Source organism: Arthrobacter sp. TE12232 (assembly GCF_054062615.1).
Genome location: NZ_JBSSFK010000001.1, coordinates 621,322 through 639,714, shown reverse-complemented (window position 1 = coordinate 639,714; position 18,393 = coordinate 621,322). Strand labels below are relative to the sequence as shown.

The following is an 18,393-nucleotide window of genomic DNA, read 5'->3' as shown; positions in this document are numbered from 1 at the left end:
CGCGTAGCCGCCGTGTTCAGCCGGTTCATCCAGTGGTGGCCTGAGACCGGCTGCTTTGTCCTGCTCTGTGGCCAGGATCGGCTTCAGGTGCGCATACCGAGGGGACCGCACGCGCCCTGCCAACGCAAGCAGGCAGGCTGCCTCGACCCGTTCTGGCAGTTAGCGTCAGTCGGTACCACCTCGGACTCGAGGTAGATCTGGGCGGTGTCGAGCTTGGCCTGGGGATCGTGCACCACGTTCGGATCCGAGAGGCCTTCGAGGGCGGCCTCGCGGAAGTAGGGTTGGAAGGAGGCAAGGATCTCGTCCGGATCGTTGACGAAGTCCAGCACGAAGGTCTGGTCCCTGCCCACGGCGGTGCGGTTTAGCCGGGACAGCGTCTGCTCGGCGGAGACTCCGGAGAGTTTCTTGTCCACGTACATCGCCACAGGCAGCGGCTGGTCGAAGCCGGTCTGGAATTTGTTGGCCATCAGCATGATCGTGTACTCGTCGGTGGCGAACGCCTCGGGAAGCGTGCGCCCCCTTGAACCCGGGATTCATGTTGAGCTCGGTATGTGCTGCCTCGGCATGACGTCCTCGAATCCTTACGTTTGGCCCAACCACGGAAAGGAATGGCGCGGTGTCGGTGATGGCCGATAGAACTCCTGACCTGTGTCCAATCCATGCACACGGGTCTTGAGGGCCGCGATCCCTCCAAATTTGGGGGTCAACAATTTCTATCAGTTTCATGCGTTGGCTTGGGAAGGCTCGGGAAGAGGCCCCCTTTTCTGTCTCAGGATGGGTTTTGTTTCGGTTCAGTGGAGGAAGCTTTGCGCAGGTGCTCGGTGAGTGCTTCGTCCGCGAGTCCGGTCCGTTCCAAGACGCGCCTGAGCTCGCTGAGTTTCACTTCGAATGGTTTACGCCAGCGTGTAGGGTCTTGGTGGGCCAGACGCTCGTAGATGTTCACCGATTCTTTCAGTCGTGAGATGGCCTCCGCCTCCGATTCAGCAGCAAGGAGGGCGAAGGCCTGGTGGGCCAGTGCCTTGGCGAGGTCGGGTTCGTGCCGGGCGGGGTTGTCTTTGGCCAGGCGCCGGTAGATCGTGACGGCCCCCTCGATCGCGTGCAGTGCCTCGGCGGTGCGCCCCACTGCCTGCTGGAGGGCCGCGGACCGGTTGGCCAGGGCGATGGCGAGGTCGGGTTCGTGCCGGGCGGGGTCGTCTTTGGCCAGGCGCCGGAAGATCTTGACGGCCTTCTCGTTCGCCTGCAGCGCCTCGGTGGTGCGGCCCCCCGCAACGTGGAGGGCCGCGGACCGGTTGGCCAGGGCGATGGCGAGGTCGGGTTCGTGCCGGGCGGGGTTGTCTTTGGCCAGGCGCCGGTAGATCGTGACGGGCTCCTCGGTCGCCCGCAGCACACTGGTGCGGCCCCCGCATCGTGGAGGGCCGCGATCCGGTTGGTCAGTGCCGCAGCGAGGGCTGGTTCGTGCCGGGCGGGGTTGAGCCTGTCAAGTTGTTTGTGTAAGTGAGGCAGGGTGTCATCGGTTCAGGTAGGGTCCGAGCCGGTCGGGGTAGCTCAGGACGAGGATTCCGAGGGCTTCGCTCCAGCCCTGCGTGGCGGTGCCCTCGATGAGTTCGTCGACGGTCTTGGAACGGGTTCTCGCGGGTCTTGCGGTCCAGTTTGGCCCGTTCCCTGGCGCGTTTGTCTTCGATGTTGCAGATGGCGAGCCAGAGCAGTTTCACGGCGGCCGCATCGTTGGGGAAATGTCCTCGGTTCTTGGTGACCTTGCGCAGCTGGTAGTTCAGCGACTCGATGGCGTTGGTCGTGTAGATGATCCGCCGCACCGGTGGCGGGAAGGCCAGGAACGGGATGAACTTCTCCCAGCCGTTGCGCCAGGTCCGCACCGTTGCCGGATATTTCCGGCCCAGCTCGGAGGCCTCGAAATCATCGAGGGCGTCCTGCGCGGCGTCGACCGTCGGGGCGGTGTAAACGGGCCGCAGGGCCGCGGCGACCTTCTTACGGTCCTGGTAGCCGATGAACCGCATCGAGGCACGGATCAGGTGCACCACGCAGGTCTGGACCATCGCGGCTGGCCAAGTCGCGGCGATGGCCTCGGGGAAGCCGGTGAGCCCGTCGCAGCACACGATGAGCACATCCCGGACGCCGCGGTTGGCCAGTTCCGCACAGACCCCGGCCCAGAATTTCGCGCCCTCGGTGGCCTCCACCCAGATGCCCAGGACGTGTTTGATGCCGTCCATGTCCACGCCCACGTCGATGTGCGCGGCACGGTTCTGGACCTGGTACCCGTCACGGACCTTGATCACGATCGCGTCCAAATAGAGGATAGGATAGAGCGGATCCAGCGGGCGCTTCTGCCATTCCAACACCTCCTCGAGGACCTCGTCGGTGATCTTCGAGATGGTCTCCTGGGACAGCTCGGTCCCGAGCGTGGATTCCAGATGATGGGCGATGTCCCGGACCGTCATCCCGCCGGCGTAAAGGCTGATGATCATGTCATCCAGGCCACCGGTCCGGCGCGCGCCCTTGGGCACCAGATGCGGGGTGAAGGACCCGTCACGGTCCCAAGTGGTTCTCACTTCCCGGTTGTACGGCAGATCCGCCGAATAACCGGACACGGCCGCCGTGTCCTTGGCGGCACGTTGCCGGTCCCATGCGTAGGAGCTTGGCTTGCTGGCTCCCACCGCGAGGGCGGCGTCCCTGCGGTGAACTCCTTCCTGGCGCAGGCATAGGTAGTGAAGATGCTTCGCCGATGGGCCTCGGACACCGATGGAAGCTAGGCCGGCGGCCTTGGCCCAGTTGGCGCACGTGGACGGGTTCAGACCGAGCTGCCTTGCGGCCAGAGTGACGCTGCCGACCTCCCGCAGCATGCCGAGGAACTCCTCAACCACCGCAGATGGGTGGCGTTGCGCCGGCCCTGCCTTCAGGTTCTCGTGGCCCGAAACTGCCCTACTTCTGATCGTTGCAGTCCTTCTCTGGATCAGCAGCGACGACCGCGACCAGGGGGCGGCGCTTGCCCTTGTCGGATCGGCTGCCACGCATCTCGCCCGCGAGGCCGCTCTGGTGACCAAACGATTGATCGGATGAAGCTGTGCACTCGCTCGATCTGTCAGCTTGTGATAAGACGCGTCCATCGTCACCGACCTCGAAGGGGTCATGACCACTCTCAAGAACCGCCAGGGCACCCGAGGCGAGGACGCACCTCCTGATTCTCACCATTTGCAGCGCCGATAACGGAGCAGTAACGACGAGGTAACGCCCTTCATGCTGTTATTGCGGTGACTGGAGGAGGACTGTAGGAGCGGGTCGGCATATCGTCGGCCGTAACTACTGCGGTGGTTTCATCCGTCGAAGTATCACGCAGCGTGGACTGCTCTCTGTGTGGATGGGTCACGCGTCAAGGGAGGCAGTCATGTCCATCGCCTACACACTCGATCTCGCCTACACATTCCGCCGTTCGCAGGCGGTCCTCGCCGCTGTCGCCGGAGCTGGAGGGAGCCAGAATGCGGCTACTCTCGCGTCGATCGAGCAGCTGCTCGTGACCGCGGCCGACGACAACCACGCGCGACGATTCACGGCCTCCATTGCTGGCTATACACAGGCGCGGCAGCTGATCTGGGGCCAGCTATTCCCGCTCACGGAGTACATGGACCAGATCGTCGATCACCTCGACATCTCCGAGCCCCTCTTCTCCTACGCGATGGAGTGGCTCAACGTCCTGCCCGTCGAGCAGGGGCTCGACGGCGTGCGGCCTCGCAAGACCGTGGCCGTCGATGCTCCGGTGTACGGCCTGCTCAGCGCAGCGACCGGGCCGGCCGAGGCCGCCGCGGTGGCCGACTACCGGCTGTCGCAGACGCTGGCCGCGAACGGCAGTGTGGAGTCGTCGGCGTTCTTTCTCAACCGTGCGACCGCCGAGGCGCCCACGCTGATCGCCGGCATCACCAAGGCCGAGACTCCGAAGGCCGCAGCGAGGGGTGCCGACGCCGCCGTGGCGGGCGGCGTGGGGCCAGACGCGCTGGACGCCGTGCGAAGCCGGATCCTCGATGCGGGACTCTTCGACGCCGCGGGTCGTGTGGCCATCGACCCCGTCGCGGTCGGCATCCCTCCTGTGCTGACTGTGCAGCAGCGCTCCTATTCGTTCCTGGTCGGCGACGCGCCGCAGTTGATTGCGTGGGCGGAAGGCTCCGCTCCCGACACGGCGAAGCTAGTTGACGTCCTGTACGCTTCTCGCGTCGGGCTCAAGTTCCTTCCGGACGTGCTGCTCGAGCCGAAGAAAGTCGCGGATGTCGCGGCGGGCCTTGCTCATGCCTGGTACTACGAGACGACCCTCGGCCTTGCCGAGGACTACCACGCGCTCGGGCAGTGGGCGGCGGCCGAGATCTGGTACCTCAGGGCCGCGGCCTACACCTACCTGAACGCGGCCGTCGAGGCCCCATATGTCTGGGCCCGCCTCGCGAACCTCTACCTTGCCTGGGGCGACTCGCTGTTCCGTGCCGATGACCCGGCATCCGCTCTGCCCGTCTACGAGAAGGTGCTGACGGTGGACGGCATGGCCCCGAACGCTGCGCTCTACACGCTCGCGCCGCTCACTCCGGCGGCCGACCAAGCGCGGCAGGCGATCTCGCATCTCGCCGACCCGGCGGCGATCACGGCATCTCCTGCGATCACGGCGGTGCTGTTCGACATCCAGTCCCGCTTGGCGAAGATCTCGGGGGGCCTGGACTTCTGGGGTCACTGGGCGCAGCAGGTGCCGATTTGGACGTTCGACTATCTGCAGTCCGTCGCGGTGAACTTCTGCCAGCTCGCGATCGGTGCCGAGCGCGATTCCATGACCTTCTGGGAGAAGGCTGACTCGGGCGACCTCACGCGGACGCAGCTCACCCAGAACATCAGCCAGTCCGCCGCCGAGTTGCAGGCGGCCCAACGGGCCGTCGCTGCCGCCAACGCCGAGGTCGCGGCCTATCAGGCGGGCCAATTGGTCGCGAATCTGCGCGCGCAGGATGCTCGTGACAACGCGAACGAGTACACCGCGAAGTCCTGGGACTGGACGATGCACCAGGCCCTGTCGCAGCAGCTGTCGGGGGGCGAGGACGGCGACGCGAGCCAGCTGAACGCCCTCGCCGACCGCATGATGCAGGGCGGCTACTCGATTGAGGGCGACCGGGGCACGCTCGCGGCGGCCGAGGGGCTGACTTCCGCACGGCAGCAGCGCCACTACGAGATCGACACCCTCAACCGGCAGGCCGCGGAACTCGACGCCGCAGCCGTGCAGGCTGGCAAGGAGGTCGCAGCCTCGCAGGCGCGGGCCGTCGCGGCACAGGCGCAGGCGAACGCCGCCGCGGTGCGCGTCTCCAACGCGCAGCAACTGCTCGCGGCGTTCGACGATCAGCGGTTCACGCCCGACGTGTGGAACGCGCTCGGCGATCGCATGAGCCAGATCTCGGGCCGCTACCTCACGATGGCTCTCGACGTCGCCAAGCGCATGCAGCGCGCCTACAACTTCGAGAACGACGTCGCCATGACCGTCATCCGTGCCGATTACACGGCGAGCGAAGTGCACGGGTTGCTGGCGAGCGATGCCCTCATGGCCGACATCCAGTCCTTCACGTACGACCTCGTCACCTCGACGGCGCCGAAGACGCAACCGATCGCGCAGACGATCTCGCTCGCGGAGCGGTATCCATTCCTGTTCGAGACGCAGCTGAGGCGCACTGGCCGGATGGAGTTCCAGACGGGCCTGGACGATTTCGACCTGAAGTATCCGGGAGCGTATGCGGGTCGGATCGAGGCCGTGGAGGTCGCCGTCGACGGCATCGTGCCGGCACGGGGACTGAGCGGCACCCTCTCGAATGCGGGGATCTCGCACTACCGGGTTCCTGCCGGCGCCGGAGGGGCTACGAAGCATCGCGTGCAGACGAGCGAGACCATGGTGATCTCGGACTTTGATCCGAGAAGGGATGCTCTGCTCGACCACCCGGATCCGCGCCGGCTGCGGGTGTTCGAAGGGGCGGGCATCGCATCCTCGTGGACCCTCGAGTTCCCGAGGGACGCCAACGAACTCCAGTTCGCGAGCCTCATCGACGTGCGGCTGACCTTCACCTACACGGCTCGATTCGACCCCGACCTCAAAGCGACGGTGATCCAGCAGCTCGCGAACCGTCCTGGCGCGAACGATCGCACGCGGCCCTTCCCGCTGCGGTGGGTGTTCGCCGACGCGTTCTTCGCCTTCTACGACACGGGGGTGCTTGATTTCGCGCTAAACCGCACGGACTTCTCGGCCACCGAGACCCTCCCCGTGCTGACAGGTCTGAGCCTAGTCGCAAGCGCGACACCTGCCGCCGGCGCGTCCGGTCTCGTGCTGACGCTGACGGTGCCTGGCGCCGCGCCCGTCAAGGTGACGACCGCTGCCGACGGCTCGGTCGACGCGACCGCACTGCAGGCCGCCGTCACGGGGCAGAGTGCGTTCGGCGACTACCGGATCGCGGTCGACGCAGCCGACAACCCGGGGCGGGTGCACGCGGGTGCCCTCGCACTCGACGACATCGACAACATGGCACTGATCCTCGGCTACTCGTTTACGCCGCGGGCGTGACGGGGAGCGCGCCATGAGCGTTGGAATCGGCTTCGCGAGCCAGGCGCCGTCGCTGCCGGGAGGCGGTTCGGCGGCGGGTCTCGGCGAGACGTTCGCACCCGACCTGTCCACGGGGACGGGAACCCTCTCGGTGCCCATCGAGGTTCCGAACGGTCCGAACGACTGCGGGCCGAAGCTCTCTTTGCGGTACGACTCGGGCAGCGGAAACGGCCCGTTCGGCGTCGGTTGGTCGCTGTCGCTGCCTCGCATCGTGCGCTCCACGATGGTCGGCAGACCCCGCTACGACGACACCGACACGCTCGTACTTGAGGGCTCGGGGCCGCTCGTGCGCCGTGCGGACGGCACCCTCACTCCCCAGGTGGCGACCGGCGACTGGACCCTATCGGCCCAGGGCGACGGATTTGTCGCCATGGACCGCGCCGGCGTGCGCTTCACGCTCGGTACGACCCCGCAGGGGCGGATCCCAGGCGCGGGCGATGTGCCGTGGGCGTGGCTCCTCGAGCGGATCGAAGACAATCTGGGCCAGACGAGCGTGTTCACGTGGCGTGCGGACGGCGCGCAGCGCTACCTCGACACCATCGCATTCGGTCCCTTCACGGTCATGTGGGCGTATGAGCCGAGGCCGGACCGGCTGCGCTGGGGACGAGGCGGCTTCGTGCTCGAGACCGCCGATCGATGCGTGGCGATTGAGCTGCGAATGCCTGCCGACGCGCATCCGCTCGTACGGCGGTGGACGCTCGAGTACAGCCAGGCCGAGCCGAACGGCGCGTCGCAGCTCGCCTCGGTGACCATGACGGGATTCGCCGCTGACGGACGGCACCTGGATGCCCCGACCCTGTCGTTCGGCTACACGGTGCCGGGAACGCCTCGGCTGCGGGCCGTGCCCGCGATCGATGCGGGCGCGGCGCCCCCCGCGCTCGACGGCGGCGGCCGTGTCGAGCTCGTGGACTGGACTGGCGATGGCCTGCCGGACATCATTGAGTTCGGCACGGGCGGGACGGCACGCGTGTGGCCCAACCGGGCCGGTTCGTGGGGCCGTCCTCGCAGGGTCGGAACCGTGCCTGCGCTCTCGGCCCCTGATGCCCGAGCCGCCCTCGTCGACGTCGACGGCGATGGCATGGCCGACGTCGTGCGCGCCGATCTCCCGCTCGCGGGCTACCAGCCGCGGACGGAGGACGGGTTCGACGTGCCGCGGTCGTGGAAGACCGCGCCCGCGGTCGCGCTGGGCGCGACATTCGTCCGTCTCGGCGATCTCGACGGCGACGGCCTGCCTGACCTTCTGTGGAGCACGGGAACCGCACTGCTGATCGCGTCCCGCACTGAGGACGGCTGGAGCAATGTGCCCGCCGTCGTGCCCGCGACGCCCGACGGTCCGCCCACCGACCTCGCCGACCCGCGCGTCTTCTGTGCCGACATGACCGGCGACGGCACTCCCGACCTCGTCCGCGTCGACGGCGCCGGCGTGCGGTACTGGCCCTACCTCGGCTACGGAGCCTTCGGGCCGGCGGTCACGATGACGGATGCTCCGGTTCTGCCCTTCGACACGGCTCCGAGCGACGTGCTCGTCGTGGATCTCGACGGCGACGGCTGCGCCGAAGTACTGCATCTGGCGGCGGGCGTGCTCACGTGGTGGCCGAACCGGTCGGGCGACGGCTTCGGCGCGCCCCGGACGATCGCGCATCTGCCGATCGACGGACTGTCGCGCGTTCGCGTCGCCGACGTCCTCGGGTCCGGCGCGCCGGCCATCGCTTGGACTGCGACCCTGCCGTCCGGCCGATCCCGCTGGTTCGCGCTCGAGCCGCTCGGCGGCGGCCACCCGGGGCTGCTCGCGACGATCGACAACGGCCTCGGACGCCGCACCAAGATCACGTGGACCACGTCGGCGCACGAGGCCGAGCGCGACCGCGCCGCAGCGGCGCCGTGGCCGATGCGACTGCCGATCGTTCTTCCCGTCGTCGCGACGACGACCGTGACGGATGCCGTCAGCGGGCCCGTCGGGCAGACCGACTACGCATATCACGACGGACGTTACGACGGCGTGATGCGTGAAGTCTGCGGGTTCGGCCGCGTCACGATGATCGAACACGGCGACGCGGATGTCGCGACCCTCGTCACCGAGCACACCTTCCACGTCGGGCTCACCGACGCCGGCGCCGAGCCCGCGACCCGCGCCGACCGCCTGCGCGCCCGCGCGATCCGCGGACGCATCCACCGCATCGATCGACGCGGCCTCGATCCGACCCCGACGGGAACGCTCTACGACCGCTTCGAGCAGACCTGGACCGTGCTCGACGGTCCGGACGGCACCGTCGTGCCGCGGCTGGCCGGCTCGACGAAGAGTGTGTTCGAGGGTGCGGTGGACGCGGTCTCGAGGATCGTCACGGAGCAGCTCGCGTTCGACGCCGAGGGCAATGTCGCCGAGGCTCGCGAGCGCTCATTCGACGGCGCCGTGCAGACAGGCGAGCTTCGCACCCATACCGAGTACGCCGTCGACCCGACGGGCCGGTACCGCCAGCGGGTCGTGCGAATCGTGCAGCACGACGGCGGGGGAGCGGTGCTCTCCGACCTGCGCGTCCGGTACGACGGGCTCCCGGCCGGGCAGGTCGGAGCGCAGGCGCTCGTCACCGAGCGGATGGCGCTCGCGCTGACCGCCGCGGACGTCGCAGACGTTTACGGGGGCGAGACGCCCGACTTCGCCTCGCTCGGCTACCAGCAGGTGCCGGGCGACGACGGCTGGTGGGTGAGACTGGGCGCCTACGAGAGGACAGATGCCGGCGGCATCGTGCGCGGCACGGTCACGGGGCCCCTCGGCGGCGTCGCGACGATCGAGTTCGATCCCACCGCGTGCTACCCCGTGCGCAGCGTCGACGCGCTGGGCAACGTCGTGACCGCGGACTTCGACCTCCGCACCTATCGCCCCACGCGCGTCCAGCATCCGTCGGGCGCCCGAAGCGCCGCCGTCTACGACGCGCTCGCCCGCACGGTCGCCACCATCGAGGACGGCGACTCGGAGGCGACGCCGACGGTCGCGTTCGACTACAGCGCGGCATTCGTCCCCCTCGTCGTGACGGCGCATCGCGCGACGCAGCCGGGGTCGGCGCCGACGGTGGAACGGCAGTACCTCGACGGCGACGGACGCATCGTCGAGCGACGCCGCAGCGACACGGCAGGCGAGGTCGCCTACGCCGCGACCGCGTTCGGCGCGCGCGGGCTGCCGGTGCGCGCCTACCTCCCGCGCCGCGTGTCAGGAGCCTGGGCGGCTCCGGCATCCGCTCTGCCTCACACGTCGATGCAGTATGACGCGCTCGGACGGGCGGTGCGCACCGTGCGCCCTGACGGAGCTGTTGCAACGGTCGCCTATGGGCAGGGAGTGATCGAAGAGACGGATGCCGTGGGCTCCCGAACGCGGCGCTACCTCGACGCCGCGGGACACGTCGTGCGCATCGAGCAGCTGCTGGGCGCGGACTGGCTCACGTCGACGTTCGAGATCGATGCGAAGGGTGCCGTATCGGCCGAGGTCGACCCCGCCGGCAACCGCACCGAATTCACCCGGGATCTGCTGGGACGCACTCTCCGCATCCGGCGACCCGAGTCGGCCCAGGTCGTCGTGCTCGACGCCGCGAACAACCCGGTCGAGGCACGCAGCGCGTCGCACCGCGTGTTCCGCGCGTTCGACATCGGCGGACGACCCACCGCAGTGCGGCACGGCACCCCCGGCAGCGCGCCGGTCGTGACGTACCTCTATCAGGACAACGGCGCCCCGGCGCCCGCCGACGCGGGCGCGCACACTGACGGCGGCCGGCTCGTGCGGGTCGACGACGAGAGCGGCTCGACCGTCTTCGACTACGACCTGCGAGGCAACGTCACCCGCAAGACGGTGACTCCCGCAGGCGGATCGCCGCTGACGCTGCAGTTCGCCTATCGCTCGGACGACGTCGTGACCTCGATCGGATATCCAGGCCGCGCGGCCGTGGGCTACCACTACGACATCGCGGGCCGGCTCACGAGCGTCGACGGGGTCATCACGTCCACCGATTACAATGACGCGGGCCACCGCATCCGCACGGTCTATGCGAATGGCGTCACGACCGACGACGCCTTCGATGCCCTCACGGGCTGGCTGGCCAGCACCACGGTCACGGGCCCCGGCGGGACGCTGCGCGAAGTGACGTATCAGCACGACCCGACGGGGGATCTGGCTTGGATCGCCTCGCCCGATGCGGCGCTCGCGTGGACGTACACGTACGACTCACTGCACCGGCTCGTCGGCGCGACCGGTGCCGCGCACACCTACGCGTACACGTACGACGTCGCAGGCAACCTGCAGTCCGACGGCAGCGCCGGGGGAGGCGCGTACGGCTACGGCGGGGCGGGCGCCGCTGCGACCCTGCTCACGTCGGTGGGACCGGATGCCTACACCTACGACGATCGCGGCCACCTTGCGACCGCGCCCTGGGGTGAGCACACAGTCGATGCCGAAGGGCGGCTGCGGCGCATCTCCCGCACCGACGGGGTGACCGAGGACTACATATACGACCACTCTGGCATGCTCGCCGCGCGCCGACGCGTCACCGGAGGCGGCACGAACGTCGTGCTCAGCCCTGATCGGCTCCTCCGCATCGAGGACGGAGTCGTCGTGCTGCAGCTGAGCGACGGCGATCGCATCGTGGCGACGGAGGAGGCAGGGGCGCGCGTCTGGCTGCACACCGACCACCTCGGATCCGTCGTGCTCGCGACCGACGCGGCCGGCGCGGTCGCGGCATCCGTCTCCTACGGACCATACGGCGCGGTGATCGCCCATAACGGCGTCGCACTCGCGCAGGGGTTCGCGACGGGCGAGGCCGCGGACGACGGGCCAGGGCTCGTGCTGCTCGGGGCGCGGTGGTATGCGCCCGCGCTCGGCCGGTTCATCTCGCCCGACTCCATGATCGCCGACGTCGACGATCCGCTCGCCTGGAACCTCTACGCCTACTGCCGCGACAACCCCACGTCGTTCGTCGATCCGTCGGGCCGCAACTTCTGGAAGATCTTCGCCGCAGTCGTCGCGACGATCGCGATCATCGCGGTCGCCGTGATCGTGACCGTCTTCACGTTCGGCGTCGCGGCGCCGGGCGCCGCCGCCCTGACCGTCGGCGGCCTCAGCGTCACGTGGGGGGCCGTGTTCGCCGCGACGATGATCGGCATCGCGGCGGGCGGGGTCATTGGCGGCATCGCCACGGCCCGCGCCGGGGGAGACGCGGGCGACATCTTCCTCGGAATAGTCGTGGGCGGAGCGGTGGGCGGCTGGGCGGCCTTCGGTGCCGCGTTCGCGGGCGTCGTGGTCGCTGGCGGTCTCGGACTCACGAGCGGCACGGTCCTGTGCGGTGCCGTCACCGGTAGCGTCGCCGGGGCCATCAACGGCGCGGCGATGGGCTTCGCGGCGGGATTCGCGGGCGGAAAGAACAAGGGCATCGGCGACATCATGGAGAAGGTGCTCGTGGGGGCCGTCATCGGGCTCGTCATCGGCGCCGCGGTCGGCGCGGTGAGCGGGATGGTCGCACCCAAGACGAGCTTCCAGCAGGATCTCCAGCAGCAGTTCCAGACACCGCAGCAGGGCGGCACGGCCGGGGGGCTGCCCGGTGGCGGCGCACCCGCGGGCGGGCTCACGGGACCCCCTGCCGAGATCAACACGGCGGGCGGCGTGGTCGGCAAGCTCGCCCCCGAGGTCGGCGGGCGCTTCGTAGCCGCGACGGCTCCGCGCATCGCAGGCGCCTTCGCGCCCTACGCGGCCCTGTACCCCGTCCAGGTCGCGCTCGTCGATCTCAACGCCGCGGGCGGCGCGGGCTTCTTCGACGACCTGAAGGAGTACGTGCGCACGCACAAGGTCGACCTCGGCCCGTTCAACTTCATCAAGTCCAAATTCTGATCAAGAGGGGAAGAGATGCCCGGTTGGTATGTCCATCTGGAGGCGGCGCACGACACCGCCAAGCGCCTGCGGGACGGTGTCGTTCCGGACGGCTTCCCGGTGAGCGTCGAGAAGGCGCAGGGCATCGGCGAGCACTGCCATACGTGGCGCAACTAACTGGGACGCTGGCCGCTCGAAGAGCGGGCTCGCGGTGTCGTTGGGCATGGACCGACGGACCGTGCAGAAGTACTTGGCCCCGGCCGAGGCCGAGGGCCTTGTTCCCGGGCTTGGGCTTGCTGCCGAGGAGTGGCGGGACCTGATCGCGGGCTGGTTCCCGACGGCCGTGGACGGCAGGCTGCGGCAGACCACCTGGCCGGAGTTTGACGCCCGGATCGAGCGGGTGAGGGAACAGCTGGAGGCCGGGGTTGCCGGGGCCGTGGTCCACCAGCGCCTGGTCGACGAGCACGGGGTCAGGGCCTCGCAGCGCTCGTTCTACCGGTGGCTGGCCGCGACCCTGCCCGATGCCGGGCGGGCGGGGCGGACCCGGACGGTGCTCAAGCCACCGTCCGCGCCGGGAGAGGGGGCGAGGTCGAATACGGCATGCTCGGGCACTGGCGCGACCCGGACACGGGCAGGGGGCACCGGGTCTGGGCGTTCGTGCTTACGCTAGCTGTGGGCGTATCGGCCATGCAAGGCACCAGAGAACCGGCGGTCCCCGGCTGCTTTGATCCTGCTGGACATAATTCAGGAATCAATCCTACGTTTGTTCAAGATTTGCTCAAGTTCTCCCGAGACGGACGTGACTCAGCGTGGGCCCGCCTTGCATTGAATAACTCGGCGCCTGGTTGAGCGATGAGGTGCCAACGCAGCTGCCGACTGCTTCCGTGCTCGCGGTTGAATGCTTGATTGCAGGAGACTTGATCAGGCTGGCCTTTGTCGGGGCACTAAGGACCGCGGCGGGTGGCTCCCCTGGGCAACTGACCCGTCAGCGCTACGCCTCAGGTCACAGTTGTTTACTGGCCGGCGATAGCGGAGCTCTGCCTGGCCGCTACTGCGTGCCATCTCTCGGGTTCGTAACGAAGCTGTAACGCCAGTCCGCTATGCCTTGAATATGGATTCAATTTGGGGATTACTAGGCGTTGTCGTCAGTGGCCTTCCGGCCATCGGTGGTAAACCAAGCCGCCAGCCATTCCCTGGCGCCGCCGGATACGTCCGATGGCGTGGGAATATACGAATTCTCCATGGAACGTGACGACATGGACGACTATCCGTGGAAACTATTTTTGATTAGAGTCGACCAGTCGCTCCCTGACATTGGAATTCCCCGGAGATATACCGAAACTGTCGGAACCAGTGCTCGCATTCTGGTGGCGAATTGCGCAGGGAAAGGGATGATGAAAATGGCGGCGCCAAGTCCGACATCAAGGTCTCAGACGGCAATTCAGACCCAGCACGAGGATGGCCCGGCTCCAACTGCGTCGCGCGTCGATCCAAATAGAGCCCCAGGAGCGAAGACCGGCGCCCACTAATGCCAGTTGAGGTAAAAATATGACCGACCCGAATATCACTGCTGAACCTCCCTTGTCGCAGTTCCAAAAGTACGGCGGCCCGGGATTCATCCTTCTGACTACGGCAGTCGTCTTGGCCGTCGCGTGGTGGCTTTGGACGTTCGGCGGCGTCCGAGGACAAGGTGCGGCGTTAACCCTTGCTGGGGGTGCCGCGGCGCATCTGCTCAAAGAGACACAGGAAATGCTCAAATTCTGGTGTGTCCGTCGAGAACTTGCCGCCGCCCCGCCGGCAGTTCCTGGAGAGCAGAAGTCAATGCCACCGCCGAAGTAATGGTTTACTTATGGAACCTCATCGATGGCTAGTTCCGGGTCATTGGCGGTGACGATCCAGGCACGGTGGCAATACGCGACAAGCTTACGCGGCGAATTCGGCTGACCCGCTGAAGCATCGGCCAGTGTCCTGAGTAGTTCAGAATCGAATATGCCTAGTTACCAGCAGTAAAAAGCTACTCGCGTCTTCTGCGAATAGATCTCGTGCGATATTGGCTGCCCAATAGGATCATCGCGTTCTTCCCGAGGAATCATGCCCAGATTCTCGTCTGGGCTGTTTCATGGATACGTCTGGTTTTCCGCATAACCAGCGGGAGCTTGGAGCCTTGGCATGCGGCTTCAAGGTTTGTTGGGCAATTGATTACCGAGTGAGTATCAGGCCGCCGTCCGAACGGCACTGGTCATGAGGATAATCGATTTGTAGTTGCCGACGTTGCGATAGCCGCGGCCTGTGTACCTGATCGCGAGACACCTTAGATGCGAGATTCGCATCTAATACTGTAAAACAGTTAACAGATAACGGACCTTCTGTCCGCCGCGGCAGAAAGAGCTTGATGCTGCGGCTGACCGGAATTTCGTTCCGGAAGGCTCCTGGAGCAGAATGCAGAACAGCTTCACCCCGGCGTGGGTGGTGCAATGCTCTGAGTCGGCTAATTTGGGGTGTGTACATTGTGCACCCTTGGGCTTCGGATCGGGTCGTACCGGCATCGTACTGGGCCGGACTGCGGAGGTTTTCGGGGGAGCGGCGGTTTTGCAGGGGCTGGAGTCCGGTTCGAGTCCCACCTTGGGCACGCAAACCCCCTCGTCAGAGTGGGTTCTTGCTTTAAGGTGCTGACAAAGCATCTGGTCAGGTCCTCTGACGGCTGGTTCGCGGGCTGTGGCCTGGCCGCCGCGGTGGTCTATTCGGGTGTGTGGGGTGGGGGAGGGGGCAGGGCCCCGGCTGATGGACCCTCCGCCTGCTCTGCGTTGGGGTGCGGCTCCTCGTTCCAGTTCTGTCAGTTGGCCGTGGATGACTAACACCATCTCATGGTCCGGAACTACGGGTACGACATGACGAGCTCCGAGTCGTGGCCGAAATCTTCTTGGTGTGGGCTTTTGGTCGTCCAGCAGGAGCCGGAGCCAAATTGCTCTGCCAAAGGACTGATTTGGTGGGCAACTGCGTGGCTGCGCCGGATTGGGGGCGGCGGGCCGACGCGTGTTCTAGGGGGCTGTAGCCGGCGCGCATGCTCTGTAGGGCTATGGGCCGAACCGCGGCTCGGGCTGTGGTTCTATCGGTGACGTATTCATCCGGCAGTCCATATATTTTGCGGCTTCGTCCATTTTGTCCCGCCAGACGCTCATCGCCATTTCTCGGTCGCCAGCGTCGATGGCATCGAAGAGGCGTCGGTTCCGTTCTTGGATATCTGCAACGGGGTAGGCGTAGCGGCCGCCCAGCACCGACGCATACATGAGCACCTGTTGCGAGAGGCTTTCCATCGTGACGTGGATACGCCAGAAGCGTGTTGAACGAACGATGGCCGACTGAAACTTCTGTCCGAGGCGGTGGCTCGCTTCGAGTTCGGACTGTGAACAGCGCTCGATACCTTCAAGCACCGACAAAACAGAGGCACGGCCTTCTTCGGTCCACCCTGCTGCGGCAGAGATGATGATTGCGCCGAGTGCCTTGCGGGCCAGGTAGAGTTCCATGACGTCGAAGGCGGTCGGAATGGGGACGGTGGCGCCGTTTCCCGTGTCTACGGTGACCAGCCCGTCGAGGGCCAATTGACGCAATGAGGAGCGGATCTGTGCCCGGGTCGTGTGCAGCCGCTCGGACAGGTAGCGTTCGGTGATGCTGTCGCCGGCGGTGAACTTGCCTGCGGCCATATCCGAGCGGATCGTTTCCAGTACGGTGTCTTCGAGCACCGGCTGATACGTCCAGCGCCTTCCGGCAGATGCGGCGAGATTGCGTCCGACGCATGGGGGAGGGGCGATGCCCTGGCCTTCGCGGTCGATCCATCGGAAGACGGCATGGCTGATGTTGTGCCAGCGTCGTAACCTGTTGCCGAGGTCGCGGAGGCTGGGCATGCTGTCCTGTGATTGCGCGGGCGCGAGGACCTTGTGAAGGTCCTGCCAGGCGCCGGGGTCGTCGCAGGTGATGACGTGGCCGGCGAAGGCCGCGGGGGCCTGGATGGGTGCCGAAGCCACGATCAGCAGATCATCAGTGGGCAGCGGCCCAGTACGCCCTCCGCTACTTCGCCCACGAGACGGAGAACCGGTTCTACGCACTCGATGGAATGCAGTCCATTCCCCGCACCCTCGCCGAACGGCTCGCCCCTGGCGTGCTGCGGCTGAACACCCCGGTCACCGGCATCACCCGCAAGCAGGACAGCGAGGGCAACGGATACTTCAAACTGAGCGTTGACGGCAGCGAACCCGTCGAAGCCCGCGAGGTCGTACTGGCCGTCCCGGCCCCGGTCGCGCTGGCCCTGGCACCGGACCTGCCGCAGTGGAAGCGGGCAGCGCTTGAGGTCGTCAAGACCCCCGGGTCGACAACGTTCGGAGTCACCGTGGATGCCACCGGAATCGACGGCATCGACGACTGGGCCTTCGTTATCACCGCAGACCGGGCGTTCGATGTCATCATCAACCCTCAGCCGGGAGCCGGCCGGGTCGATGCCGAGGGCCGCAAGATCGTGCAGTTCGTCTGCTACGGAAACTCCTCCGGCTACCGCCCCGACCTGGTCGAAGGCGACGCCGGCACGCAGGCCTGGCTTGAAGACTTCCTTGCCGTGGCACCTGAACTCCGCGGCAGGGTGCTGGGGCCCACCTTCAGACCTGGAAGCACTGCTTCGCGATCCTCACACCCGAACGCCTCGCCGCCCTGGACGCGCTGCAGGAATCCGTGAACCGGCTTCACTTCGCCGGTGACCACACCTCCGCCACCGCCGGAACCCACGGCGCCTACACGGAAGCACGCCGGGTCGCCGACCTGATCCGAGCCAAAGTCGTCACCCCCGCCTGACCCAGGCCACCGGCACCGGAACGTCACAACAGGACGCACCGGCTCGGTGCCCAGCACAACCAAACCCCTCGACGAAAGAACTAAGGAAACACACAACATGTCAAAGAAGCTGACCGGCGTACTCACGGCCCTCGTCACACCCTTCGGCCCCGACGGACAGATCGACGAAGCCGCCCTGCGGAAGATCGTTGACCGCAGCATCGACGGAGGAGTCGACGGCGTCGTGGCCTGCGGATCCACCGGTGAATTCTTCTCCCTGAGCAACGCCGAGCGCCGGTTCGTCGTCGAAACCGTCGTCGACCAGGCCGCAGGCCGCGTCCCGGTCGTGGCCCACACCGGTGCGATGAGCACCGCAGAGGCCATCGAACTGACCCTACACGCCCAGTCAGTTGGAGCATCGATCGCGATGGTCGTCGCACCCTACTACGAACCCCTCACCCTCGAGGAGACCGTCGAATACCTTCGCGATGTCGCAGGATCCGTTGACATCCCGATCATGATCTACAACCTGCCCGTCGCAACCGGGGTCAACCTGACACCGGACGTGGTCGGCAAGCTGGCCACCGAGGTCAGCAACATCCAGTACATCAAGGACACCAGCGGCGACATCGCCCAGGCCGGCCAGCTGATCCGGCAGTACAGCGACGTCATCTCCACGATCGTCGGCTGGGACACCCTGATGTTCTCGGCACTGTCCGAAGGAGCCGCCGGTGTCATGCTCGGCATGGCCAACGCCATCCCCGCCGAACTCGTCTCCATCTACCGGGCCTTCTCCGACGGGGATCTGGACCGGGCACGCCAGGAATGGGAAGTTGTCTACCCGCTCCTGAACGCCATCCTGGCAACGCCCTACGCCCAGGGGGTCAAAGCAGCACTCGACGCCCTCGGAGTCCCCACCGGCGGCACCCGCAAGCCCCTGTGCGACCTCGACCCGGCCGACGCGGCACGGATCGCCACGCTTGCCACCGCCCTTCCGCAGAAGTCCAGGCAGGGCTAGGACCCGGGGGACTTCACCTGGACGGCACGTGGCACAGGGCCCGACCGGGCACTTGCCACGGGTGGGCCGGTCGCCCCGCACGACACCGCGGAG

Annotated in this window: 10 protein-coding genes and 1 pseudogene; 7 read left to right on the top strand and 4 right to left on the bottom strand. The window is 66.9% G+C overall.

What is annotated here, in order from left to right; translation table 11 throughout:
* Nucleotides 1-83 precede the first annotated feature (83 nt).
* From ACVWZ7_RS02845 to ACVWZ7_RS02835, 3 genes and pseudogenes are all read right to left on the bottom strand, one after another.
* Complete coding sequence (locus tag ACVWZ7_RS02845; protein WP_456506925.1) at nucleotides 84-467, bottom strand: hypothetical protein; 384 nt, start codon at nucleotides 465-467, stop codon at nucleotides 84-86.
* 302 nt (nucleotides 468-769) lie between these two features.
* Nucleotides 770-1,387 carry a hypothetical protein gene (locus tag ACVWZ7_RS02840; RefSeq protein WP_456506924.1) on the bottom strand — a complete coding sequence of 206 codons (618 nt, stop codon included), beginning with the start codon at nucleotides 1,385-1,387 and terminating at the stop codon, nucleotides 770-772.
* A 120-nt stretch (nucleotides 1,388-1,507) separates the two neighbouring features.
* Nucleotides 1,508-2,552, bottom strand: a pseudogene (locus tag ACVWZ7_RS02835) (IS256 family transposase); the annotation flags it as partial.
* An 848-nt stretch (nucleotides 2,553-3,400) separates the two neighbouring features.
* Here ACVWZ7_RS02835 and ACVWZ7_RS02830 point away from each other — a divergent pair.
* The 4 genes from ACVWZ7_RS02830 to ACVWZ7_RS02815 are packed head-to-tail and all read left to right on the top strand — an operon-like array spanning nucleotide 3,401 to nucleotide 13,134.
* Nucleotides 3,401-6,580, top strand: a complete 3,180-nt coding sequence (locus ACVWZ7_RS02830) for a Tc toxin subunit A-related protein (protein ID WP_456506923.1) — start codon at nucleotides 3,401-3,403, stop codon at nucleotides 6,578-6,580.
* A gap of 13 nt (nucleotides 6,581-6,593) precedes the next feature.
* Nucleotides 6,594-12,485 (top strand): toxin TcdB middle/N-terminal domain-containing protein, encoded by a 5,892-nt coding sequence (locus tag ACVWZ7_RS02825; RefSeq protein ID WP_456506922.1) that lies wholly within the window; start codon nucleotides 6,594-6,596, stop codon nucleotides 12,483-12,485.
* Nucleotides 12,486-12,500: 15 nt separating this feature from the next.
* Complete coding sequence (locus ACVWZ7_RS02820; RefSeq protein ID WP_456506921.1) at nucleotides 12,501-12,641, top strand: hypothetical protein; 141 nt, start codon at nucleotides 12,501-12,503, stop codon at nucleotides 12,639-12,641.
* A 46-nt stretch (nucleotides 12,642-12,687) separates the two neighbouring features.
* Complete coding sequence (locus ACVWZ7_RS02815; RefSeq protein WP_456506920.1) at nucleotides 12,688-13,134, top strand: hypothetical protein; 447 nt, start codon at nucleotides 12,688-12,690, stop codon at nucleotides 13,132-13,134.
* Nucleotides 13,135-15,538: 2,404 nt separating this feature from the next.
* Here ACVWZ7_RS02815 and ACVWZ7_RS02810 read toward each other — a convergent pair.
* Nucleotides 15,539-16,486 (bottom strand): GntR family transcriptional regulator, encoded by a 948-nt coding sequence (locus ACVWZ7_RS02810; RefSeq protein WP_456506919.1) that lies wholly within the window; start codon nucleotides 16,484-16,486, stop codon nucleotides 15,539-15,541.
* Between ACVWZ7_RS02810 and ACVWZ7_RS02805 the strand changes: the two genes are divergently transcribed.
* The 3 genes from ACVWZ7_RS02805 to dapA all read left to right on the top strand — a co-directional run bounded on the left by ACVWZ7_RS02805 (nucleotide 16,474) and on the right by dapA (nucleotide 18,300).
* Nucleotides 16,474-17,187, top strand: coding sequence for an FAD-dependent oxidoreductase (locus ACVWZ7_RS02805; RefSeq protein ID WP_456506918.1), 714 nt, complete (start codon nucleotides 16,474-16,476; stop codon nucleotides 17,185-17,187). The two genes, ACVWZ7_RS02810 and ACVWZ7_RS02805, sit on opposite strands and share 13 nt — an antisense overlap.
* Nucleotides 17,184-17,303: an FAD-dependent oxidoreductase gene (locus ACVWZ7_RS02800; RefSeq protein ID WP_456506917.1), complete on the top strand. Its 120-nt coding sequence runs from the start codon at nucleotides 17,184-17,186 to the stop codon at nucleotides 17,301-17,303. Before ACVWZ7_RS02805 ends, ACVWZ7_RS02800 begins: the two co-directional genes overlap by 4 nt.
* A 97-nt stretch (nucleotides 17,304-17,400) precedes the next feature.
* Entirely contained in the window at nucleotides 17,401-18,300 is a 900-nt protein-coding gene (gene dapA, locus ACVWZ7_RS02795; protein ID WP_456506916.1) for a 4-hydroxy-tetrahydrodipicolinate synthase, read from the top strand.
* Nucleotides 18,301-18,393: the final 93 nt, after the last annotated feature.

Coding starts and splice junctions, on each gene's coding strand:
- dapA (WP_456506916.1), top strand. CDS start 17,401: ATGTCAAAGAAGCTGACCGGCGTACTCACGGCCCTCGTCACACCCTTC.
- ACVWZ7_RS02830 (WP_456506923.1), top strand. CDS start 3,401: ATGTCCATCGCCTACACACTCGATCTCGCCTACACATTCCGCCGTTCG.
- ACVWZ7_RS02825 (WP_456506922.1), top strand. CDS start 6,594: ATGAGCGTTGGAATCGGCTTCGCGAGCCAGGCGCCGTCGCTGCCGGGA.
- ACVWZ7_RS02820 (WP_456506921.1), top strand. CDS start 12,501: ATGCCCGGTTGGTATGTCCATCTGGAGGCGGCGCACGACACCGCCAAG.
- ACVWZ7_RS02815 (WP_456506920.1), top strand. CDS start 12,688: ATGGACCGACGGACCGTGCAGAAGTACTTGGCCCCGGCCGAGGCCGAG.
- ACVWZ7_RS02845 (WP_456506925.1), bottom strand. CDS start 467: ATGGCCAACAAATTCCAGACCGGCTTCGACCAGCCGCTGCCTGTGGCG.